The 23,395-nt window shown below is 39.9% G+C and carries 20 protein-coding genes and 1 pseudogene; 12 read left to right on the forward strand and 9 right to left on the reverse strand.

Features of this window, described 5'->3' with window-relative positions:
• The first annotated feature begins 1 nt into the window (after position 1).
• Positions 2-532, forward strand: coding sequence for a LysE family translocator (locus ABZP31_RS10845; protein ID WP_367156800.1), 531 nt, complete (start codon positions 2-4; stop codon positions 530-532).
• Positions 533-725: 193 nt separating this feature from the next.
• Here ABZP31_RS10845 and ABZP31_RS10850 read toward each other — a convergent pair whose 3' ends face one another.
• The gene (locus tag ABZP31_RS10850; protein ID WP_016801167.1) at positions 726-836 is read right to left on the reverse strand and encodes a hypothetical protein; all 111 of its coding nucleotides are present in this window, start codon (positions 834-836) and stop codon (positions 726-728) included.
• Between the two features lie 187 nt (positions 837-1,023).
• Positions 1,024-1,785: a TSUP family transporter gene (locus ABZP31_RS10855; protein ID WP_034679780.1), complete on the reverse strand. Its 762-nt coding sequence runs from the start codon at positions 1,783-1,785 to the stop codon at positions 1,024-1,026.
• Positions 1,786-2,619: 834 nt separating this feature from the next.
• On the opposite strand from ABZP31_RS10855, the gene ABZP31_RS10860 reads away from it, so the two are divergent.
• A complete protein-coding gene (locus tag ABZP31_RS10860; RefSeq protein ID WP_248133800.1) occupies positions 2,620-3,825 on the forward strand; it encodes an alkane 1-monooxygenase in 1,206 nt (401 codons plus the stop codon).
• A 114-nt stretch (positions 3,826-3,939) separates the two neighbouring features.
• Positions 3,940-4,968, forward strand: a complete 1,029-nt coding sequence (locus ABZP31_RS10865; protein WP_248133799.1) for an AraC family transcriptional regulator — start codon at positions 3,940-3,942, stop codon at positions 4,966-4,968.
• Positions 4,969-5,048: 80 nt separating this feature from the next.
• Here ABZP31_RS10865 and ABZP31_RS10870 read toward each other — a convergent pair.
• Positions 5,049-6,357: pseudogene (locus ABZP31_RS10870) on the reverse strand (amidohydrolase).
• 866 nt (positions 6,358-7,223) lie between these two features.
• Between ABZP31_RS10870 and ABZP31_RS10875 the strand changes: the two are divergent.
• Both ABZP31_RS10875 and lon read left to right on the forward strand, forming a co-directional pair.
• Complete coding sequence (locus tag ABZP31_RS10875) at positions 7,224-7,805, forward strand: 5-formyltetrahydrofolate cyclo-ligase (protein WP_248130384.1); 582 nt, start codon at positions 7,224-7,226, stop codon at positions 7,803-7,805.
• 152 nt (positions 7,806-7,957) lie between these two features.
• Entirely contained in the window at positions 7,958-10,384 is a 2,427-nt protein-coding gene (gene lon / locus ABZP31_RS10880) for an endopeptidase La (RefSeq protein WP_248122086.1), read from the forward strand.
• A gap of 259 nt (positions 10,385-10,643) precedes the next feature.
• Here lon and ABZP31_RS10885 read toward each other — a convergent pair whose 3' ends face one another.
• Positions 10,644-11,594 carry a M28 family peptidase gene (locus ABZP31_RS10885; RefSeq protein WP_034428966.1) on the reverse strand — a complete coding sequence of 317 codons (951 nt, stop codon included), beginning with the start codon at positions 11,592-11,594 and terminating at the stop codon, positions 10,644-10,646.
• Positions 11,595-11,748: 154 nt separating this feature from the next.
• Here ABZP31_RS10885 and rlmH point away from each other — a divergent pair, with 154 nt between their 5' ends.
• From rlmH to ABZP31_RS10900, 3 genes are all read left to right on the forward strand, one after another.
• Positions 11,749-12,228: a 23S rRNA (pseudouridine(1915)-N(3))-methyltransferase RlmH gene (rlmH, locus tag ABZP31_RS10890; RefSeq protein ID WP_005019124.1), complete on the forward strand. Its 480-nt coding sequence runs from the start codon at positions 11,749-11,751 to the stop codon at positions 12,226-12,228.
• Between the two features lie 117 nt (positions 12,229-12,345).
• On the forward strand, positions 12,346-13,122 hold the full coding sequence (locus ABZP31_RS10895; protein ID WP_248130385.1) for a class III extradiol ring-cleavage dioxygenase: 777 nt from the start codon (positions 12,346-12,348) through the stop codon (positions 13,120-13,122).
• Positions 13,123-13,280: 158 nt separating this feature from the next.
• Positions 13,281-14,384 carry an META and DUF4377 domain-containing protein gene (locus ABZP31_RS10900; RefSeq protein ID WP_248130386.1) on the forward strand — a complete coding sequence of 368 codons (1,104 nt, stop codon included), beginning with the start codon at positions 13,281-13,283 and terminating at the stop codon, positions 14,382-14,384.
• Positions 14,385-14,451: 67 nt separating this feature from the next.
• Here ABZP31_RS10900 and gdhA read toward each other — a convergent pair whose 3' ends face one another.
• On the reverse strand, positions 14,452-15,795 hold the full coding sequence (gene gdhA / locus ABZP31_RS10905; RefSeq protein WP_005019118.1) for an NADP-specific glutamate dehydrogenase: 1,344 nt from the start codon (positions 15,793-15,795) through the stop codon (positions 14,452-14,454).
• Between the two features lie 336 nt (positions 15,796-16,131).
• Here gdhA and ABZP31_RS10910 point away from each other — a divergent pair, with 336 nt between their 5' ends.
• Both ABZP31_RS10910 and nth read left to right on the forward strand, forming a co-directional pair.
• A complete protein-coding gene (locus ABZP31_RS10910) occupies positions 16,132-16,932 on the forward strand; it encodes an RnfABCDGE type electron transport complex subunit B (RefSeq protein WP_005406811.1) in 801 nt (266 codons plus the stop codon).
• Positions 16,929-17,645, forward strand: a complete 717-nt coding sequence (gene nth, locus ABZP31_RS10915; RefSeq protein WP_248130387.1) for an endonuclease III — start codon at positions 16,929-16,931, stop codon at positions 17,643-17,645. The genes ABZP31_RS10910 and nth overlap by 4 nt, the downstream gene beginning before the upstream one ends.
• A 7-nt stretch (positions 17,646-17,652) precedes the next feature.
• On the opposite strand, the gene ABZP31_RS10920 is transcribed toward nth, so the two are convergent.
• From ABZP31_RS10920 to ABZP31_RS10935, 4 genes are all read right to left on the reverse strand, one after another.
• Positions 17,653-17,838 carry a hypothetical protein gene (locus ABZP31_RS10920; RefSeq protein ID WP_367156801.1) on the reverse strand — a complete coding sequence of 62 codons (186 nt, stop codon included), beginning with the start codon at positions 17,836-17,838 and terminating at the stop codon, positions 17,653-17,655.
• A gap of 91 nt (positions 17,839-17,929) precedes the next feature.
• A complete protein-coding gene (adk, locus tag ABZP31_RS10925; protein ID WP_005019114.1) occupies positions 17,930-18,589 on the reverse strand; it encodes an adenylate kinase in 660 nt (219 codons plus the stop codon).
• 106 nt (positions 18,590-18,695) lie between these two features.
• Entirely contained in the window at positions 18,696-20,009 is a 1,314-nt protein-coding gene (locus ABZP31_RS10930) for a hypothetical protein (RefSeq protein WP_005019113.1), read from the reverse strand.
• Positions 20,010-20,069: 60 nt separating this feature from the next.
• Entirely contained in the window at positions 20,070-20,582 is a 513-nt protein-coding gene (locus ABZP31_RS10935) for a hypothetical protein (RefSeq protein WP_111281859.1), read from the reverse strand.
• Between the two features lie 238 nt (positions 20,583-20,820).
• Between ABZP31_RS10935 and mrdA the strand changes: the two genes are divergently transcribed.
• Both mrdA and rsmD read left to right on the forward strand, forming a co-directional pair.
• Positions 20,821-22,833, forward strand: coding sequence for a penicillin-binding protein 2 (mrdA, locus tag ABZP31_RS10940; RefSeq protein WP_248133798.1), 2,013 nt, complete (start codon positions 20,821-20,823; stop codon positions 22,831-22,833).
• A 2-nt stretch (positions 22,834-22,835) separates the two neighbouring features.
• Positions 22,836-23,387, forward strand: a complete 552-nt coding sequence (gene rsmD / locus ABZP31_RS10945; RefSeq protein WP_248133797.1) for a 16S rRNA (guanine(966)-N(2))-methyltransferase RsmD — start codon at positions 22,836-22,838, stop codon at positions 23,385-23,387.
• Positions 23,388-23,395: the final 8 nt, after the last annotated feature.

Consider the following 23,395-nt stretch of genomic DNA (forward strand, 5'->3'; position numbering starts at 1 on the left):
TATGTCGCACTTCAAGTTTTACTCTGCCCTTCTAGGTCTGATTACAGGAGATATTATTTTTTTATCTATTTCTATTTTTTTTATTTCTTATCTTACTCAATTGAGTTCCAATTTTTCAGCCTATATTGTCATTATCTCATGCTTTTACTTATTATTTATCGCCTATAAATTTTGGATGTTCAATGAAAATCTTGTTCAAGAACAGGCTGTCCTGGATGTAAATAAAACTTTCTCAACCTATAGAGACGGTTTACTGATTACTCTTAGTAATCCTAAAACCATTTCGTTTTATCTTGCCTTGGTCCCTGCTATTTTTGGGTTAAACTCGCTTCAACAGTATAGTTTATTACTTATTATTATCACGGTTATTACTCTCTCCATTATTGGCAGTCTCTATATATTTTTCTCATGGAAGATAAAGAAAATTCTTAAAAATATCAAAATACAAAGAATACTGTTGAAAAGCCTTTCTTTAATGATGAGCTTCTTAGCTGTAGTCATGCTTTATAAAGAGGTTATTCTGCTAAATTAACGAATTGATTTATAAATAACTTCTAGATCTTCAGGTTAGCTTTCTATAGACATTGTTTTAAGTCGCTATACAAAGCTAACAAAACGCCTAGGTATATTTGTTGGCCAGATATGGGGACATGAGGAACAGATTCCAGCTAGCCGACTGATTTAAGCAGTGATCAATCATAGCGCTATCGCCTGATTCATTTCTGCTATAAAAGGTCTTCCCATATGAAATACCCTAAACTAAAGCCGATCAGTGCATAAAGCGTAATAATAAAAAATACAAAGCTTGCCTTATTTTTCTTTTTAAAAAAATTCATACTGATATCCCAGCCTTTAACCCGATTTGCACCATCTTAACGCATTTTTATAGATTAGCGCGACCATAAAAAGTCCTGTTCAGCATCTAAATTCTCTGGTCACTTTAGATGAAGCTTAATTTTTTTATCTTTAACAGTAGCCACAGACTCAAACTAGTCTGTTTTTAATTTCAGATTGTTTTTTAGGCTATTTAAAAAGCTCAAGACCCATTCGCCCAATCAAAAATATAAGAAGAACAAGAAAAAATATACGGATAAAACCACTACCATATCGCAATGCCAAGATAGTCCCGACCAGGGAGCCTAAGACATTGCAGACGCCTACAAAGGCAACAATTTTCCATAATACATGGCCTGCAGGAATAAAAAACAATAATGAGGCAGTAAATGTTCCCAGATTTACAAGCTTTGCAGATGCTGAAGCATTAAGAAAATCGAATGAAAAAATTCTAACAAACAGGAAAATTAAAAAACTACCACTGCCTGGACCAAAAATTCCATCATAAAAGCCAATCAATCCACCAAAAAGTATGCCCAGACCAATTTCTTTTTTACCATACTGTAGCTCAGTATGAGTTTTTCCTAGATCTTTTTTAATAAAAGTATATATTGCAATCAGAATCAACAGACAAAAAACAATATATCTCATTAATTCTTTAGGAATAAGGGAAACAGACATTGCCCCTAGAAAAGCAAAGGTAAAAGCTGAAATCATGATTGGAAATATCAGCTTCCAAACTATTTTCACTCTTTTTATATAAGTAAAAATAGATGAGAAAGTGCCCGCCAGGACAGCAATCTTGTTAGTTCCAAATACGGTAGCCAAGCTATATTGGGGTAAAGCATGTATTAGTGCCGGTAACTGAACGAGGCCACCGCCGCCCACTGCCGCATCAATTAATCCTCCACAAAAGGCAAACAAGCCTAAAAGAATAAGAGTAATATCCAATACAGCCCTCCTCAAATATTAGTTTTTAACTTTTTATGACCAGCCTTTAGCTTTAGTTATTTATAAATATCTTTCTACTTCCCTATATCAATATCGCCCTAGAAGTAAAATTTAATTAAAGCAGGGCATTAAAATATAATAAAAAATCTGAATTTTTATAATCAATATATCTAATTATATTTTTACTTGGTTTATCTCAGAAATCAAAGTATATTAAATATTGCTTTTAAACTACAAAATATTTTACAACCAAATGAATTTAAAAGAAATATTTTATGTTATTTTCTCCTTATGGTTCGGGCTTTTCATTGCCTATATTTTCTGGAAAATAATTTTAAAAGATTTATTCTATAAAATAGTTCTCTATAGAAGAGGAGTAGTTACAATTGCTGAGCTCAGTTATGTACTAGATTCTGCTATTTATGTACAGTATCGCCCTCTATTTTATATGAGATTCAAATTTAAAATATCATCCGGTGTAGTAGAAAGTCCAAATATCAAAGTCATTATAAATAAAAAGGATATCCCACTTTATCATGTCGGAAATAAAGTTAAGATTAAATATGATCCTAAAAATTTAAGTAATATTAAAATAGTAGACAATATTCTATAGTTTTACTAAAACAATACTTCTATTTTTCTTAAGAAAGATCTTAATTATTTTAATCACCAGATATTACCTCATAAAAACTATTATTTTTATAAAGGTAAGTCAGTAGCCACTCTTTTAGTGTCTTAAAATGAATGATAAATGTCCGCTAATGAATTTTGCTTACAACCTTTTAAAGTCATACTTGAGTTTATCAATAAATAAAATAACTCATGGAATAGATGATGAATGCAATTACTCAAGTAGACAAGATCACAGAGCCCGTTAAATTCACAGATAAAAAACGTAAACTCTGGCTGTTAGGTCTGGTTGTACCCAATATTGCCAATGCTACCTTTTTGGGTTATCAGTTTGGCCCTAAAATTACTAAGAAATTATTTACCTATATGGGCCCTCTGGCATTACATATCATCATTCCAGCCATTGATAAATATATGGGAGAAGACCCGGAAAATCCGCCTGAAGAAGCTGTAACTGATCTGGAGAATGATCCCTATTATGCACGGGTTGTTAAATTATTTATTCCTTTACAGATAATTGCCAATCTGTATGGTAATTATCTTGTCAGTCAAAAAGCAGTTTCACTGGAAGAGCGTATTCTTTTTGGCCATATTCTTGGTCTGGTCAATGGTGTAGCAATTAATACTGCACATGAGCTGAGCCATAAGTCAGGCAAGCTGGAACATTACCTTTCGCATCTTTGTCTTGCCCCTACAGGGTATAACCATTTCCGTATTGAACATCCTTATGGGCATCACCGTCGTGTAGCTACCCCTGAAGATCCGGCTTCTTCGCAGTTAGGTGAAAGTTTCTGGCAGTTCTGGCCAAGAACTGTAACTGGAAGCTTTAAGTCAGCCATAGAAATTGAAACACGACGCTTGGGCCGCAAAGGGAAAACATTTTGGTCTCTAGAGAACGAGCTGTTTCATGGATGGACAATAACTGCTGCCTATCACATGCTTATGCTAAAGCTGTTTGGAGCAGGAATTATTCCAACCCAGCTTACGCAGTCATTTTGTGGTATCACGTTGTTTGAAGTCGTTAATTACATGGAACATTATGGCTTAAAACGTGAGGATTTAGGTAGTGGCCGGTATGCCCGTACCCGGCCAGAACACAGCTGGAACAATAACAGCAGGTTCAGTAACGTACTGCTCTATCAGCTACAGCGCCATTCGGATCATCATGCCTATCCGACCCGCAGCTTTCAGTCCCTGCGCCATTACGATAATGTTCCACAGTTACCCGCGGGTTATGCCAGTATGGTTCTCCCCGCTCTAATTCCAAAATGGTGGTTTAAATTAATGGATGAACGTGTGATTAAACACTATGATGGTCATATAGATAAGATTAATTTTTATCCTAAAGCCCGAGAAAAGGTTTTAGGTAAATATGTGCATTTGTTTAAAACCAGAACTGAACGATCTTAAACTGATTAAATAATACAGAAAATAAAGTTACTGCCAGTTCTCCTTATAGTTTTAGAAAATAATAGAGAGAATTGCTTAAGTTTTTATCGGTATGGAGACCAGAGCTGTGTTAAAATGATTAATAAGAATGTTCCACTTATACCTGTACGTTACTATTTGAAACTGGTCGAACTGCTCATAGCCAGAAATATTCCTATACAGGTATTTCTGGACGAACTGCATATCGATATAGAACAGTATCTGGCTCAACCGGACTTGAAAGTATGTATTTCTCAAGTAGAAAAAATAATTCAGTACTGTTTAAGGTTCCCGGTAAATACTGATCTGGCCTTTGAACTTGGCCGCTCGTTACACTTAAGTTCACATAGCTTGGTAGGTTATGCAATTTTAACTTCCAAGACAGTTGAACATGCTCTTAAGCTGGTGACCAGATACTTCAGTCTGATTATGCCAAGTTTTAAAGCATCAATTTATTTCAATAAAAATCAGCAGGCCGAATGGCTGATTGAGCCTGAACTAGACATGGATCAATCTGTGTTGAATTTTCACATTGAAGCGATTGCTATCGCCCTACATAATAATCTTAATGACTTAATCGATTCACCTTTCTTATCCTTTTCTATTTTTTTATCTCTGCCTGAACCGCCTCATCTTAAACAAATTAACCAGTTAAAGCAGGTCAGGTTTCACTTTAATGCCCTTAACCGCCCTGGTTTAAAAATTACTCTCGGTCAGGAGCTATTGGCTTATAAACTGCCATTAGCAGATGAAATGACCTTAAAAGCAGTAGAGTTTAAATGTCAGGAACAAATGAAGGAGATTACCCAAAGTCAGGATTTCCCTGAATGGATCAAAATGATTCTCTTAAATACTTATCAAATGCCAACTCTTACCGAATGTGCAGAATTACTGCATGTTTCAACCAAAACCTTACAACGACAGTTACATAGAAAAAATGCTGATTTCAATGGAATAAAAAAACAAGTTATCATATTAAAAGCACAAGAGAGACTAATTCATTCATCTGCCAGCATTACCCAGATTGCCTATGAACTCGGCTATTCATCTTCTTCTAATTTTTCCCGTGCCTTTAAGGCTTTAGTAGGTCTTACGCCAGAAGCTTATCGACAGCAATTTCAATAAAGAATCTCTATCATCCAAAAATAGGGATCATTATCTCTATTTTCTGATTTCTATATGAATTTCTATTATTTTTTTGCTCTCTAGGCAGCTTGAATCTGACCGGCAATTTTTGGATAATCCATCACAAAACGTATATGTGAAACTATTCCTATTTTTAAGGTTTTATCATCTACCATAAAATAGGGACTATGGTCAGGGGCTGCCTTGTGCATGTCCTGATCGGTTGGGGTAGCCCCTAGAAATACAAATAAAGCTGGTATGATCTGGCCATAATACGCGAAGTCCTCACTGGCACTTTCATTTTGTTCCAGCACATGAACTTTATTCTCCCCTACAACTGACTTTAAGCTGGAAGCCATAAGGTGAGTTAAAGTTTTATCATTAAGTGTCATAGGAGCATAAGCAGAAATTTCTATCTTGGCCTGAACATCATTGGCCTTTGCAGTACGATCAATCATTTTAGGCAAGCTCTTTAAAATATTCTGGCCAATGTATTCATGATTGGAGCGGATAGTTCCGGTCATCGATACCTGTTCCGGTATAATATTGCCACTGGTTCCTCCCTGAATCTGATCTATACTTATAACGTCCATGCCCTTGCCAAGATCAGTACGACGCGATACCAGTGTTTGCATGTTCTGAATAATGTCTGCCGCAGCAACAATCGAGTCTCTTCCTTTCCATGGCATGGAACCATGAACCTGTTGGCCGTCTAAAGTAATCCGGACACCATCAGCACTATTTAAGACAGCACCATCTTTATAATATAAGTGGCCACTTGGCATACCTGCCATAACATGCAATCCAAAAATCACTTCTGGCTTTGAATTACTCAATGCACCATCTGCGATCATTTTTCTTGAACCCACCTGTTCGTCCTGACTAAAATTATCAATATCTGCTCTCCCTTCTTCGGTAGGCTGGAAAACAAATACAACTGTACCTGCAACTTTTTCCCTATGTTCAGCCAAAACTTGCGCAGCACCCAATAACATAGCAGTATGAGCATCATGGCCACATGCTTGGGCAACTGGCGTTATTTTACCCTCATATAACCCTGTGACCTGACTGGCAAAAGAAACCGGAGCCTTTTTTTGCATAGGTAAAACGTCCATGTCGGCACGTAGTGCAATGACCGGTCCGGGTCTTCCTCCTTTCAGTACACCTATAACATCTGTTTATTGCGAAGCCTTTTTTCACCTCAGCACCATAGGCATTAAGTTCTTTTTGTACCAGTTCAGAGGTTTTAAATTTTAAATTTCCCAACTCGGGATTTGCATGAATATAGTGTCTTAACTGGATAGTATGAGGTTCAACTTTCATAGCGGCTTGGTTAATCCAGTCTGCATAGGCTAAATGTTGTATACCTAATATAAGATTTATAATTATAAAACTCTTTTTTAAATATATGAAATATTCCTATTTTAATCGTTAAAATTGTTCATTTTTCGATATTTAAAATTAAAGTAAATTAATAAAAAATATCTTACGGTTTTTTATAATAAATTATATTTTATTCTTAACCACTTTTAACACCTTCTATATATAAAAATATAATCACAAGGTTCCAAGATGCATAAGATTAACCAAAAAATACAAGTTGTTTTTTAATAAAAAAATTATTATAAATACAATTAAACTATTAATTAAAAATTTTTATAGGAAAATAAAATAGTAGTTTTAAATTTATGTTATAGTATAATTAATAGATTCTAGATCAATAATAATTATTTTATATATTTCAATAAATTTCTCAAGACTTTAGAAAACTAATCCACATATTTATAATCCTTCAAAGCCATAATTATTAGCTAGTTTTACTTTTCTAATTTTTAGTTTACTACTATAATAACTATTATAACATGTGTGACACACAATTAGTTTATTGCAACTTCAAGTTTTATAATATTCAGAATATAACATCATTTTATTTATATAAGATTTACTCTAAAGTGGATATACATATGACTGATAAGAATATAATGAATCAAATTTAATAATAATATTAAATAATCTATTATTACAGTCTATCATTTTTTAATCACTGCCGTAATAGCAGAATTTTTCCGTTGCTCTGTTATAGCTGCGAGCTGATACTAAAATAAGATTGTGATAGTATAAAGTCTGGTTAAGGGTACAGAGCCAAATTATCTTATTGGGACAATATAACATGTTAATAATAAGATAGCTGTCTGATCAGTTTATAGATCATCAGTCTTTAAATCGATTTAACTTGGAAAGTAATTGAAATTATTATGTCCACTTCTCTTCACTCTTTACGGCGATCTCTGCGTTCTCAACGTCGCCAAGTCAGTATTTTTGAGCATCGGCAATCTGAACAAAAAGTGCTGACACATCTTATAAAAATGCCAAGGTTTCAACATGCTGATAAAATCGGTATTTACCTGAATGCTTTTGGTGAAATCCATACACGTAAAATTATTGAGTACTGTTTTAAAAAAGGTAAGAAAGTTTACTTACCTATGATCTGCAACATGAGTCAAAAACTGGTTTGGGTTTCTATAAGTCGTGATCAGTATCGCAATCAGTGCTTTGCCTATCATCCATTAGGCATGAAGGAGCCCATGGCAGGCCGGGGCTGTAATGTTACTGTATTAGATTTAATTTTAATGCCGTTGCTTGCTTGTGACTCTAGCGGGACACGCATTGGTATGGGCGGAGGCTATTATGATCGTACCTTGGCTCATGCTGCACAGTATCCGTACCGGTTAGGAATAGCACATGATTTCCAGTTTATTCCCTCAAGATTAAAGCGGGAAAAATGGGATCAACCTTTAAATGCATTAGTTACACCTACGAAAATACATTATTTTTAATCTTAACTATACTTTTAACTTGTTTAAAATTATGAACTTTTCATATCTCATCTAAAAATAAAACAATTTATCTGCATGGGCCCTTGTATTTTTTAAATTACCCATCACTATAAAAGTCATGGCAACACCGTTGTCACTCATTAGGAGTGCCCATGTCCGAATATCTTATGAATGAACAAACCTTAGAGCCTCAGGTTCCAAGTGTATTACCACTATTAGCGCTACGTGATGTGGTGGTGTATCCACACATGCAAATTGCGTTATTCGTGGGTCGTGAAAAATCGATCAATGCAGTTGATGTGGCTCGTAACAGTGACAATTTAGTATTTGTAGTTGCACAAAGAGATTCGCTTACAGAAGAAATTGATCACGACAACCTTTATCAATACGGTACTGTCGCGAAGATTGTGCAAGTTGTGAATCATGAAAATGATGAAAACTGTATTAAAGTCCTGATTGAAGGCCTGCATCGCTCTAAACTTACCCGTATTATTGACTCAGAAGAATATCTGAGCGCTGAGCATACTCTTAGTCCAATGACTGTAGAGTCTAGCGAGGAAGAGCAAGATGCCCGCCTGCAAGATTTGCGTACCTTGTTTGCCCAGTATGCTGAAGCAAAATTGCGTAATGCGCGGGAGCTGATTGCGGCGGCCAATAAAATTGAAGATCTGCTGCAACTGTTATTCTTTGTTGCGACTCGAGTTCCACTTAATATTGAAGTGAAACAGAAGTTCCTTGAACATGATGAGTTCGAAGTTCATCTGCAAGAACTGATGACTTATCTGCTTCAGCAATCTGAAGAGCAACAGCTAGAACAGACCTTGCATGATTCAGTTAAACGCCAGATGGAAAAGAATCAGCGTGAATATTTCCTGAATGAAAAAATGAAGGTTATTCAGCGCGAACTCTCTGACATGAATGGTGGCGCTGAAGATGATGTGGCCGAGATTGAAAAACGTCTCGCAGAAGCTGATCTGCCAGAACATGTACGCAAAAAAGCTGAAGCTGAATTCCGTAAGCTAAAAGCGATGCAACCGGCTTCAAGTGAAGCGGCTGTGGTACGTAACTATCTGGAAGTTATTTTAGATACACCGTGGAACAAGGCTAGCAAAGTTAGTATTAACCTGAATAAAGCTCAGGAAATCCTGGATGCTGACCACTATGGCCTAGATGAAGTAAAACAGCGTATCGTTGAGTATCTTGCAGTACAGTCGCGTGTGAAAAAGCTGCGTGGACCAATCCTCTGTCTGGTTGGCCCTCCAGGTGTAGGTAAAACCTCTCTTGGTGAATCTATTGCTAAAGCTACAGGTCGTGAATTTGTGCGTATGGCTTTAGGTGGCGTGCGTGATGAAGCTGAAATACGTGGACACCGTCGTACTTATATTGGTGCGATGCCAGGTAAAATTGTGCAGTCCCTGACAAAAGTCGGCGTTAAGAATCCGCTGTTTTTGCTTGATGAAATTGACAAGATGGCACAGGATTATCGAGGTGACCCTGCTTCTGCATTACTTGAAGTGCTTGACCCGTCGCAGAACCACAAGTTCAATGACCATTACCTTGATTTGGATCTTGACCTGTCTGAAGTCATGTTTATCTGTACTGCAAACAGTATGGATATTCCGGGTCCATTACTTGACCGTATGGAAGTCATCCGTTTGCCGGGCTATACCGAAGACGAAAAAGTAAATATTGCTGATCGTTATTTGGTACCTAAAGCGATTAAAGATAACGGGTTACGTGCTAAAGAGTTAACAGTACATGAAGAAGCGATTCGTGACATCATACGTCGTTATACTCGTGAAGCAGGTGTACGTAGTCTTGAGCGTGAAGTTTCCAAAATTGCGCGAAAAGTCGTGAAAGAAGCCGTGAGCAAGAAAGCCAAAAATCTGCATGTTGATGTTACTGCAGAAAACTTGCCAGATTATCTGGGTGTACACAAGTTTGACTTTGGCATGGCGGAAGAAGAAGCTCAAGTTGGCCGTGTAAATGGTCTGGCATGGACTTCAGTCGGTGGTGAATTACTGACTATTGAAGTTGCAGCAGTTAAAGGTAAGGGTAAATTCATTACTACCGGTTCTTTGGGTGATGTTATGAAAGAATCGATTACTGCGGCTATGACAGTAGTGCGTACCCGTGCAGATGAACTTGGAATTGAGGCATCGCGTTTTGAAGAAACAGATGTACACGTTCACTTGCCTGAAGGTGCAACACCAAAAGATGGCCCATCTGCCGGTCTTGCTTTAACTACTGCACTTGTTTCAGCATTTACTGGTATTGCAATTCGAGCAGATATTGCAATGACAGGTGAAACCAGTCTGGGTGGTCGTGCAATGCGTATTGGTGGGTTGAAAGAAAAATTGCTTGCTGCCCACCGTGGAGGTATCAAGCTGGTTTTCATTCCACAAGAGAACGTACGTGATCTTGCAGAAATTCCAGAAAATGTGAAGGAAGGGCTAGAAATCAAGGCAGTGAAAAGTATCGATGAGATCTTGCCACTTGCTTTAACCTCTATGCCAAAACCTCTTCCAAAGCAACCTCTGGTAAAACCAGTTGAAGAGTCAAATACAGCCCGCCACTAAGGGTAAATAAGAAAAAGAGAGCTTCGGCTCTCTTTTTTGTGTTAAAAAATGTATATATAGTATGTGTGGCCTTTATTCTAGCTTGAAAAAGCTGAGTAGTTTCCCCATCTTATTCAGTATAGATATACGGTTCTGTGGGCTTTACTTTCTCTCACAACGTACACTAGATGGCCATCTGTATCTCCAGACGGATGGCCTATTTCGCAGTCCTTTTAGCCCCTTTTAAGGACTGCGTTTTTTTGTCTTAAATACTTTAATTTTAGAAGTTAGATTCCAGAATGGTAGAGGCTAAGCCGTTAATTACCTGAGCCATCTTTACAGTATCAAGCTTATCAATACGGTCCTCTTGTGTATGGTAAAACTTGTTGCGGTATTTTCCGGTATCTGTAATCAGAATTGCCGGAATATCAAATTGCCAATAGTTAAAATGGTCAGAAAAATCAGCCCCTGCCAGAAATGAAGGTGTTACCATACGTTGGCAATCCAGCTGGTTTAACTGCTGCATTGATTCGCAGTAAGCATTCCCGATATCGCTTGACTGTATATTACTTAAGGTTGCAATAAAATTGGCATGACTTGGATATATCCATTTCATGCCTGCCGGATACTGCTGTACATTTTTAATATCATAGTAGCCTATCATATCAAGTATGAAAGCTGCCTTAATCTGCTCTTTTTGCTGCTGTACCGATTTGGCATGAATATAACTTCCCATTTGTGCAGTTTTAAAAAATGGCTGCTCTTTTAAGGTATAAAAGACAAATTCGATATTATGCTTTAAGGAAGAGCGCTCTGCTGCCAGAATGCGTGCTATTTCAAGTACACCGGCGACTCCGGAGGCGTTGGCATCTGCTCCAGAAGTTTTTTCAAAAGCATCATAATGCGCACCGATAATCATTTTATCTGAGCGGCCAACATTGATATAGCACAAGACATTTCGATAATTTTTTCCGTATACTTCATAAGTCTGATAGTTACAGGGTATACCGAACAGACGCATCTGCTCTTTTAATCCTGCTGAGATCCGATTAAGTTCCTCTACATTTTTATAATTTCGTGCAACTCCCGGCCGAATAATCTGGTTCATGTAAACTGTTAGATTAGAAGGATCTGCCTGCTTAAAAGATGTGCTTAGATCAGCTGCTGCTACACATGAAAAAAAACCGCTTATAATTAAAATTAAGTATCTGTATATCAACCGATTCCACATTCGCTTATTTTTCCATTTGTTATCATGACAGGCTTGTTGTTCGTATGGGCAACCTGTCCTTCTGGTTATTTTCCAGCTTCATTATGTCTTTTTGTATCAGTACAGATAGCATTTCAACGTTATAATAATGTTACTTTGATACCAAACAGCAGTTATGAAAATCCGTATTTTAACCATAGGTCAAAAAATGCCAGCTTGGGTTTTGACTGGCTTTGAAGATTACTTCAAACGTATTCAACCGTTTGTACAAACTCAGGTCATTGAGTTACCCATGGCTAAACGCGGCAAGAATGACTCAGACGCAGATATATTAAAATATTGCCAGATTGAGGGTGAAAGTATTCTCGCTACCCTTAAACCCAGCGAAATCCTGATTGCACTAGAAGTGGGTGGAAAAGAACTCAGCACCGAGAAGCTGGCTGAGACAATGAAAGGCTGGATGCTTGAAGGACACGATATAGCTCTGGCAATCGGTGGACCGGATGGGCTTTCAGATCAAGTCCGTAAAACAGCAGCTTGGCACTGGTCACTCTCCAAGCTGACCTTACCTCACCCTTTAGTCCGGGTGATGTTGATCGAACAGCTTTATCGGGCAATGAGTATTAATCATAATCATCCTTATCACCGCGCTTGAATGCTCTTAATCCCATAATTGCATTTTTGAAACATACCGTTGAAATAAAGCTTCTTTAATAAGCGGCTTTTTTTCTGCATCATGAAGTTTAATTTAAATTGCTCAGGTCAGGCGCTCATGAATTTACAGACTCTCCCCGGTTTATTTATTTCGCATGGTTCCCCCATGCTCGCTCTTGATCCGGAACAGGTGGGACCTGCCTTAGAACGTTTGAGCATTAACCTGCCTAAACCGGAAGCTATTATTGTAATGTCGGCTCACTGGGAAAGTCAGGCCCTGGAAGTGAGTATAGCAACGCGTCCCGAAACCTGGCATGATTTTCGTGGCTTTCCAGCCGAACTTTATGAAATTCACTATCGTGCTCCGGGTAACCCGGAACTGGCCGAAGAAATTTTGCATCTGCTTGCTGAAGCACAGATACAGGCACATGCAAACAATATCCGCCCGCGTGACCATGGTGTCTGGATGCCTTTATTGCACATGTATCCCGAAGCAGAAATTCCGGTAATCGAGATTTCGCTGCCTATGGGCATGAGTGCTGATGAGATTTATCAAATTGGGCAAGTGCTGGCGCCTCTACGTGAACGACAAATTTTATTGATTGGTTCAGGTAGCATTACTCATAATCTGGCCGAGTTAAACTGGCACGGTAATACGTCTGAAGTACCTGAATGGGCTTCGACTTTTCGCAACCATGTGGTGAGTAAACTCAGCCATAGCAGTTATGATGAAGTACTTGAATGGCAACATTTGCCTTATATTGCACGGAATCATCCCACTCTTGAGCATTTAGCTCCCCTTTTCTTTGCTATGGGAACTGGCTCAAGATTCAGTCTGGTTCATAGCAGTTTTTCTATGGGGGCTCTAGGAATGGATATTTACAGGTTTGATTAGTACAAATATTCACTATGATTAGAAAAACTTCATTTGAAACCCTCATTTGAAGTTACAAAACAATACGTTTTAAAACTAAAAACCTAACCAGTCCGGTTTTTATGAGCTGAACGATGCCTTAAGCTATGCTCTAATTTAGTTGTAACAAAAGATTTAAAATGAAATTGAAATATTTGTTTCTTGCCCTGCTTCCTTTTTCTTTAATGGCTTGCCAATCTATTCAGCCGCATCAAAAGCAGCCACATGTCTCACAACAAGCCGATACTGAGCAGCAGCTCTCTGCCTATAGCTGGACTTACCAGAATTCTCAAGCTTCTAAACCTCTAGTCATCAATTTTATAGATAATCATCAGTTATCTATACAGACTGGCTGTAACGGACAAGGCGGCAGCTGGAAAATTGAAGAAGGTAAATTGGTAACTTCTCATCTGATCTCAACCATGATGGCCTGCCAGTCAGACTTAATGAAACAGGAACAGCTCTCTAGCAGTATCTTCAATGAAGCACGTTCAAATTTTGATATTAGCTTAGCGAATGGTCAGGCCATTTTAACCATTACAGATACAAAGGGACAAAAGCACGTGTTTAAAGGTAGTAAAATGCTTGAACATAGTGCTTTAACTTCTTATAACTGGACCTATCAACCGGAGGGTTCCAAAGAACCTATCCTGTTGAATTTTTCCAATGACCGGATTGGAATTGATACCGGATGTAACCGTCAGGGTACAAGCTGGAAAATTGAAAATGGTCAGCTATTAACTGGTGACTTAGTTTCAACGCAGATGGCATGTGATCCGGTATTAATGAAACAGGAGCAGTTCTCCAGTTCCCTATTTCAAAAACGCAGTATTCCTTTTGAACTCAATCTGGCGAACCCTGAACAGCCCACCCTGATCTTGAAAGATACCCAAGGTCAAAGTTATACATTTAAGGGTAACATGACCCCTGAAGCTCAATATCAGTCTCAAGGTGAAACTATTTTTCTAGAAATAGCACCTGAAACCAAGTCATGTACAGGAGTTGCGCCACAAACCTGTCTGCAGGTCCGTGAAATCAAATATGATGATAAAGGTATAAAAACGCAGGTCGATAAAGATTGGACACTATTTTATGATCATATTGAAGGTTTTAAGCATGACCCTAACCAGCGAGTCATCGTACGGGTAAAGCGCTATGAACGTAAAAATGTTGCTGCCGATCAATCAAAATATGCGTATGTGCATGATATGACTGTAGAACAGGAAACTATTAAAAAGCCTTAAGTTTATATCTAAATAATAAAAAACCGATGCCAATGCATCGGTTTTTTATAAGTAATTTTAGAAAAACTTAGTATACGCCCTGTGCCAGCATGGCATCAGCAACTTTTACGAAACCAGCAATGTTAGCACCATCTACATAATTGACAGTACCATCTTCCTGAGTACCATATTTTACACAGTTGCGGTGAATCTCTTTCATGATCGCATGCAGACGCTCATCTACCTCTTCAAAGCTCCAGCCTAAACGCAGTGCATTCTGAGACATCTCTAAACCTGAGGTAGCCACGCCACCTGCATTTGATGCCTTGCCTGGTGCATAAAGAATTTTTGCTTTAACAAACTCTTCTACTGCTTCAAGGGTAGAAGGCATGTTGGCACCTTCGGCCACACACATCACTCCATTGGCTAACAGTTGACGTGCATCATCACCATCGAGTTCATTTTGTGTAGCACATGGTAGTGCGATGTCGCATTTAATTCCCCAAGGACGTTTACCTTCAAGATATTCAAATCCATGCTTGGAAGCGAATTCTGACATACGGCCACGCTTCACGTTTTTAAGTTCCATGACCTCTGCAAGTAATTCATCAGTAAAGCCATCTTTTACGTAGACAGTACCGTTTGAATCAGACAGGGATACTACTTTAGCACCCAAGAACATGGCCTTGTCTGCAGCATACTGGGCAACATTACCAGAACCCGAGATTGCAACCACTTTACCCTGAAAAACCTCGTTACGGGTTTTAAGCATTTCTTCTGCAAAATATACAGTACCGTAACCGGTAGCCTCGGGACGGGCCAGACTGCCACCAAATGACAGACCTTTACCCGTGAATACAGATGAAGTGTCATTGCTGAGTTTTTTCATCATGCCGGCCATGTAGCCAACTTCGCGACCGCCTACTCCAATATCCCCCGCAGGAATATCGGTATTTGAGCCTAAATGACGATAAAGCTCGATCATTAATGCTTGGCAAAAACGCATGATTTCACCTTCTGACTTACCTTTAGGGTCAAAATCAGAACCGCCCTTACCACCACCCATTGGTAATGTGGTCAATGCATTTTTAAAAGTTTGCTCGAAACCAAGAAACTTAAGAATAGAAAGGTTTACAGAAGGATGGAAGCGCATTCCACCTTTGAATGGCCCAATTGCCGAATTATATTGTACTCGAAATGCACGGTTAACCTGAGTTTGACCTTGGTCATCTACCCAGGAAACACGAAACTGGATAGCACGTTCTGGTTCGACTAAACGCTCAAGCAGGCCATGTTCTGCATAACTTGGGTTCTTTTCAATAAAAGGCCATAAACTGGTCATCACCTCTTCTACAGCTTGTAAAAACTCTGGTTGATGTGGATCACGTGCTTTGACGTAGTCTAAGAAGTCGTTAAGGCTGTTATATTTCAACGCTTAGTCCTCTGCAGAAAGGTGATTCAAAATTGTGCAAAAATTTACTCAAAGTGATATATTTTGGCGCAAATTATTAAATATCGTTTACACTGCTAGCACAAGACTTTTTTAAAAAAAGTTTAATTAAAATGATAATTAAATTACTTTTTTTTATGAATTACATCACTTTTAATCATAATTCCGATCAGTTAATCACTTGTCAATATTATCTATCTACTGAAACATTACAGTGAAACTCGGCAAATTATAGCGCTGAGATATGTTAAAATACTATTTCCGATCAGGCATTTTTCTGCTTTTCCTGTTTTTTTGCTGTGCACTTATGATTTGACCATGAATTCAACCATTTCCATGATTCGCCAAATTGATGCCCTTTTACCACAAACCCAATGCGGACTATGTGGGCATCGTGATGGATGCCTGCCTTACGCGCAGTCTATTGCTGAAGGTGAAGCCGCCAATAAATGCATTCCTGGGGGGCAGCCGGTAGCAGATGCTTTGGCAAAACTGCTCGATCGTGGAGCACTAAAAGCTGAAGAAAGTGTCTGGCCAATTCAGGCGGATGGACGTCCGCAACGCATGAAAGCAGTAATTCGTGAAGATGAATGTATTGGTTGTACCAAATGTATTAGCGCTTGCCCAGTGGATGCCATTATAGGCAGTGGTAAACTCATGCATACTGTATTGACTGACCTGTGTACAGGCTGTGAATTGTGTATTCCCCCCTGCCCAGTTGACTGTATTGACCTGATTGAAGATGTTCAGCCCTTGCCTACAGAAGATTTACGGATTCAGGAGCAGAACGATTTACGCCGTCGTTATTATGCGCATATCCAACGTGAGGAAACTCGACGGATGTATCGGAAAGGTCCTGTTGTACGTGCGGAGATTGACAGTGAACTGTTTGCACGCTTTTCACAGCAGACTGATGCAGTTCCAGCGATTGAAGTAAAACAGAAAGATATATCTATTCAGAACACGGTAAGTGCACAGACAACAATTGAACTCGCCAAAATACGTACCCAGATTAAAAAACTGGAAAAACAGCTCTCTGTACGTGAAGATGCACACAAACAGACACAGCTGACAGAATTAAACCGGCAGTTACAGGCTCTACAGGAATCATCAAAATGAGTACAGTAACTAGCAAACCTGTAAAAAAAATGAATAAAAAACAGGTTTATACTTTTTTTGAGCGTTTACGCCAGCAGCGTCCTCACCCTACCACCGAACTCAAGTTTTCTAGCCCTTTTGAGCTACTGGTTGCAGTTACACTTTCGGCTCAGGCTACGGATGTAAGTGTAAATAAAGCAACCGACAAACTTTTTCCTGTGGCTAATACGCCGGAGGCAATCTATGCCTTAGGTGTCGAGGGTTTAAAAGCCTATATCAAGACGATTGGCCTTTATAATGCCAAGGCAGAAAATGTGATTAAAGCCTGTAAAATTCTGATTGAACAGCATAATGGCCAAGTTCCAGAAACTCGTGCAGAGCTTGAAGCTTTGCCTGGTGTAGGCCGTAAGACAGCCAATGTAGTACTCAATACCGCGTTTGGGCAACCGACCATGGCTGTAGATACTCATATTTTTCGAGTAGGTAACCGGACTGGCCTCGCACCAGGTACGAACGTACTAGAAGTCGAGCAGCAGCTATTAAAAGTAATACCGAAAGAATTTATAGTTGATGCACATCACTGGCTGATTTTACACGGTCGTTACATCTGCATAGCACGTAAGCCAAAATGTTTTGAATGTGTGGTGGCCGATGTATGTAACTGGCCGGACCGTTATGCCTTGGGCGCAGAACAAGCCATCACCACATTAATTCCACAACTTTCAGATAAGTAAGATATTTTTATTTCTTCTGCTTTTGCTGTGCCTGAAGTTTAGGATGCAGTCGACGTTTAGGCGCTGGTCTGTTGGCTTTTTCCTGAGCTTCCTGCTTTTCTACAGCACGTAATATTTTTTGACTTTGATAAAGCAAGGCCAGCAAGATAATAAAAAAAACAATAACTAAGATAATCAAGCCAATTTTCAGCATTGATCCATCCTCTGCTCTGCATAAAATAAAAGAGCCCTAATATGGCTTAGGACCCTTTTAAAGTCAAAAGAATCTCGAGCTTACCCGAGTTTTATTTGGTCTGGTCTAAAATAGCAAACAGTTCAGTCTGAACTTCATCAATAGCACGCAAACCATTTAATTTATTATAAGTTGGCGCATTTTCACCAGAGGCGGCACGGCCCTGATAAAAACCTACCAGCTGCTCAGTTTCAGTATGATATGAACCTAAACGCTTACGAATAGTTTCTTCAAGATCATCCGGACGCTGTACCAGATCTTCACCAGTTTCATCATCCTTACCTTCTACTTTAGGCGGGTTATAGACGATGTGGTATACACGGCCAGAGGCAGGATGCTGACGGCGACCAGAGAGACGTTTTACAATTTCTTCGTCCGGTACATCGATTTCAATGACATGATCGATGGCTATGCCTTCTTTTTCCAGCGCTTCAGCTTGCGGAATGGTACGAGGAAAGCCGTCAAAGATACAACCATTTTCACAATCTGGCTGAGCAATGCGTTCTTTAACCAGTCCGATGATCAGCTCATCAGACACCAGACCACCAGCATCCATCACACTTTTAGCTTTAAGACCTAATTCAGTACCTTCACGAATTGCAGCACGGAGCATATCACCGGTTGAAATTTGTGGGATATTGTAGCGCTTACAGATCAACTGAGCCTGAGTGCCTTTGCCTGCTCCAGGTGGTCCGAGTAAGATAATGCGCATAAAAAAACATCCTCATTTTAACAATGTATTCGACATTTACATAATAACTAGCGTTGTAATTGTCATTTCTTGTGGCGACTCTTTATAAGAAGGAAGCCATCAACAATTATAAAAAGGCGACAAACAAATGTATTAAACCAGCGAAAAATCCGGTTACACCGCCCAATACAATCAGAATCCACTCATCTTCCTGAAACGCAGGGCGTAACAGGTTCTGGAATTCTTTAGGCGTCAATTCGCGAATACGGTCTCTAAACATTTGATAGATCTTCTGTGCACGGCTCGCATTGAATGCCGGGTCACACACAGGCACCATCGTAATTTCAATTGAGCGATCGATCAAGTCTGTCTTGAGTCTTGCGTATTCTTTTGGCCCTAAAGACAGCTGTAACGATGTCCGAACCAGCGGAGTTTCCATAATTTCATTAATATGACGTTTTACAATACGACGGGTTTTCTCTCTACGGGTACCGTACATCATTTCGGTCATAATCGATTTTAAAGTAATGAGGTCTTCAGTCACTACTCTTGCAAATACATCAGAGACCTCATCCTGACGCTTCATAAAAGCGCCTTGCATATTATAACGGCCTATACGCAAGACAGGTACAATCCACGGGAATTTACGGTCTTTAGTTAAACGGAATAACTGTGGATAGCGAATGTAATGTGGCTCTACCGGGTTAAACACCATCCAGATTGCAATCCAGTTGGTCAGGAACCCCCAGATGGATGCCCAGAAAGGAACTGTCCAGTGCCAAGGTACTACAAACCAGACAATCATCTGGAAGATACCAAAAAACATACCAATCAGGGCACTAATATGCCAGATAAAGTTAATCTCTTTCTGGCCAACTTTCAGAAACATGCGAACCATGAGCAAACGGTCACCTTCCATCTGGCGAACTACCATCTCACGCATATTGACTAGAGATTCTACATTCAGGGTAAGCTCAGTGACCAAGTCATGCAGAACAACCGGAAGCTGCTTGTGGGCCTGTGCGTAAATACGGCGTTTAATTGAATACGGCAGGTTTTCCCAGAGCACAGCATTACGGTCCAGCATAACCTCATCAATCAGGTGTTCCAGTTCAAAACCAACCTGCTCACCAATAATACGTGCCATATCGGCTGGGTCCATTGCCTCGAGAAACTCTTGAAGCGACCCAAGTTTAGATAAGGTATTGTCAGTGATAATGCCCGAAATACGGCCAGCTTTACGCGGCACAATTCCTTGCCAGCCAATTGGAATAGGACCTAAGTAAAAGCCCCAGAAATTGATTGGATAAAACACCATTTTCAGTGCCATCCAGACATGGGCCCAAGTAACAAAAGCTGTGACAGGAATAATGCTGAGCACGGCCCAAAAATCAGGTCGATTTGAAAAGGTTTGCCACAGTTCACTGACGTACTCTAACATGCATGACTCTCGTATTTATTTCTATTCGCTAAATTATTCACGTTATCAAGTTCGCTATTTTTACTTCAGGCCAAAACTCAGGGTGTAAGAAAATTGTAGTTGAGGTTCAGTATCGGCAGTTACTTCACCCGCCTGGTTCTTAAACTTTTCTGCCGCTCCCAGTCCGACACTTAAAGTACTGATCCGTTCAGGACTGAGCCAGACATATGCTAAATCTATACCCGCACCTAAACGAGACTTGTACTCGTTATTGTTAAATTGACTGTCGAGATGTCCCAGATAGGCACCGATATAGTAACCGTTTTTAGCTTCTCCGGTGAAATAATATGGATAACGGAAGCCAACTTGGGCACCAAACGGATTATCATCGTCCAGAAAAACACCAGCTTTAGTGTAAGCAATACCATATTGATTAACCCATTCAGCATTTAGATGAAGAAGCTCTTGGGTTATCCCTGCGCCTACATTCCAGCTAGCAGCGTCCTTTGCTCCCAGCTTGGCCTGAAGTAAATTTTGGGCATGGGCAGCATTTACCAGCACAAAGAGTGCCAGTAAGGGATAGATTTTTCTCATTATTTTCTCCATTTTCCCTGTAAAAACAACAGCAGTCCAGCTGGCCTAATTCCTGACTTTAACAGAATTAATATGCTTGTTATATACAGCACTTTAGAATTTTGCTGTCTATAAAGTCAAAGAATGGGCAGCTTATTTATTTTTTACTTTATTTAAAAATAACTGATCATTCCAAATGATGATAGGCTAAAATAGCCGGTCATTTGTTCTCCCTGTACGTTTGGTCAAAGTACGCCGTATGAAGCAGCATTTCCCCCTTAAAAATGAACAGCAGGAAAAGCGGATTTATCGTAGCCGCATTTTCATCACAATGGGTATTGTGGCGTTCTTTTTACTTTTACTCGCAGGACATTACGCATATTTGCAGATTGCGCATTATGACGAATTCAGTACAGCTTCAGATAAAAACCGTATTCGCCTGCAACCGATTGCACCTGCCCGCGGCTATATATATGACCGAAACGGTATTCTTCTGGCTGATAATTATCCGGTATTTTCAGCAACCATGAGCCGTGCAGATATCGAAGATATTGAGGCTACGCTGGCGCGTCTTACTCCAGTTTTAAGTCTGACTCCTGAAGATATTGCCCGTTTTGAAAGCCGAATCAAAGCTTCCAGAAAAACTGAACGTGTGGCAATCAAAATGAATCTGACCGAGACAGATATTGCCAAGTTTAGCGAATTAAAATATCAGTTTCCGGGAGTCAATATTGAAACCCAGATGACTCGTTATTATCCACATGGTGACCTATTTGCCCATGTTATTGGTTATGTGGGCCGGATTAATGATAAAGAACTTAAGAAAATTGATAAAGATCTGTATGCCGGCACTAACCTGATTGGAAAAATTGGTGTTGAAAAGTCCTATGAAGAACTGCTGCATGGTATTCCCGGGAACGAGTCAGTTGAGGCAGATGCACATGGTAATGTGTTACGCAATTTGGGACGTAAAGACCCGGTTCGTGGTAATGATCTTTATCTCTCTATTGATTATGGCCTGCAAATGGTTGCCACGGAACAGCTGGCTGGCCGTCGTGGTGCCATTGTTGCCCTTGATCCTCGTACTGGTGAAATTCTGGCGCTAGTTTCCAGTCCCAGCTTTAATCCGAATTTATTTGTAACTGGTATCAGCCATACAGACTATAGCGGTCTCCGTGATAATCTGGACCAGCCTTTATATAATCGTGCCGTACAGGGAGCTTATCCTCCGGGTTCAACCATCAAACCCATGTTTGGATTAGGTGGTATTCATTATGGTTATGTCGACTGGAATACTGCTATTTCTGATCCGGGTTACTTTACTTTGCCCGGTGACAGCCACCGTTTCCGTGATCATAAAAAAACTGGCCATGGCATGGTAAATTTGCATAAAGCTCAAAATGTATCATGCGACACTTACTTCTATGTGCTCTCTTACCGTATGGGTATTGAGAAAATGAATGCCTGGATGCGTCAGTTTGGTTTTGGTGAAAAAACTGGCGTAGATCTGCCTAGCGAAAGCGAAGGTCTGTATCCTAATCCTGAATGGAAAATGCGTACCCGTAAAGCAAAATGGCTTAAAGGTGAAACAATTTCAGTCAGTATTGGTCAGGGTGCATTTACTGCCTCTCCCCTACAACTGGCTCTTGCCACAGCTATTACGGCCAATCAGGGCTCCCGGGTAACGCCTCATGTTTTACGTGAGACCCGCGGGACCAAAACTTACCATGTGCATAACGGCACCAATGGAAAAATCCAGTTTAATGGAACACCTGAAGACTGGATCAAGATGCGTGAGGCCATGGTGGACGTAATTCAAACCGGTACAGGTAAAGGAATCCGTAGTGGCCTGTCTTATCATATTGCAGGAAAAACAGGGACAGCACAGGTTAAAAGTATTGCACAAGGCAAGCGTTATAATGAATCCTTGCTTACTGAACGCCAGCTTGATCATGGCTTATTTGTAGGATTTGCACCTGCTGAAAATCCTGAAATTGCCATTGCGGTAGTTTGGGAAAATGGTCGTCATGGTGGTTCCGCTGCACAGCTCGCCCGCCCCATTTTCGATTACTGGCTGGTCAAAAAAGAGAAAAATCCGATCCGCCCAAGTGCACACCAGATCAGCGGTGGCTTGATGACTGCTGGTATTAAACCGGCAGAGCTACCTAGTGGTACTACAGGTATCCCTGCACCTGAAACAGCATCTGGTTCAAACCAGCCTGTTGTTCAATCCAATATGGCTAGCCGCGTACAAAATGTAGAGAGTGATTAAAGATGAAAAACCAGCTCCGCATTATTGGTGGTGAATGGAAACGGCGTCAGCTGCCATTTGCCAGTATTGAAGGCTTACGGCCCACTCCAGACCGGGTACGTGAAACGCTGTTTAACTGGCTCATGTGGGAAATCCAGAATGCCCATATTCTAGATATCTGTGCAGGATCTGGTGCACTTGCTTTTGAGGCTTTGTCACGTGGTGCCGCTTCAGTTGTTATGATTGAACCCAACACTATACAGGCCAGCTTCCTTCAGCAAAACCGTCAGCTGTTAAAAGCTGAAAACAGCCAGCTCAAGATTGCGACTGCACAACAGGTTTTACCTACACTTCAACAAAGCTTTGATGTAGTGTTTTTAGACCCTCCCTATAGCTTGGACTTGTGGCAGGAACTTGCTGAGCTAGCTGATCCACTCATTAAAGATCAGGCTTATATTTATGTAGAAGCAGATCGGGAGTTACAGTGGCTCCAGTTGCCTGCGAACTGGCAACTGCTTAAGCAAACTAGGGCTGGTACAGTAAGAGCTGGTCTTTACCAGAAACAGAGTAAATAACGTAGAGC

Origin of the sequence: Acinetobacter sp. FL (assembly GCF_040744925.1) — a bacterium.
GTDB lineage: Bacteria > Pseudomonadota > Gammaproteobacteria > Pseudomonadales > Moraxellaceae > Acinetobacter > Acinetobacter radioresistens.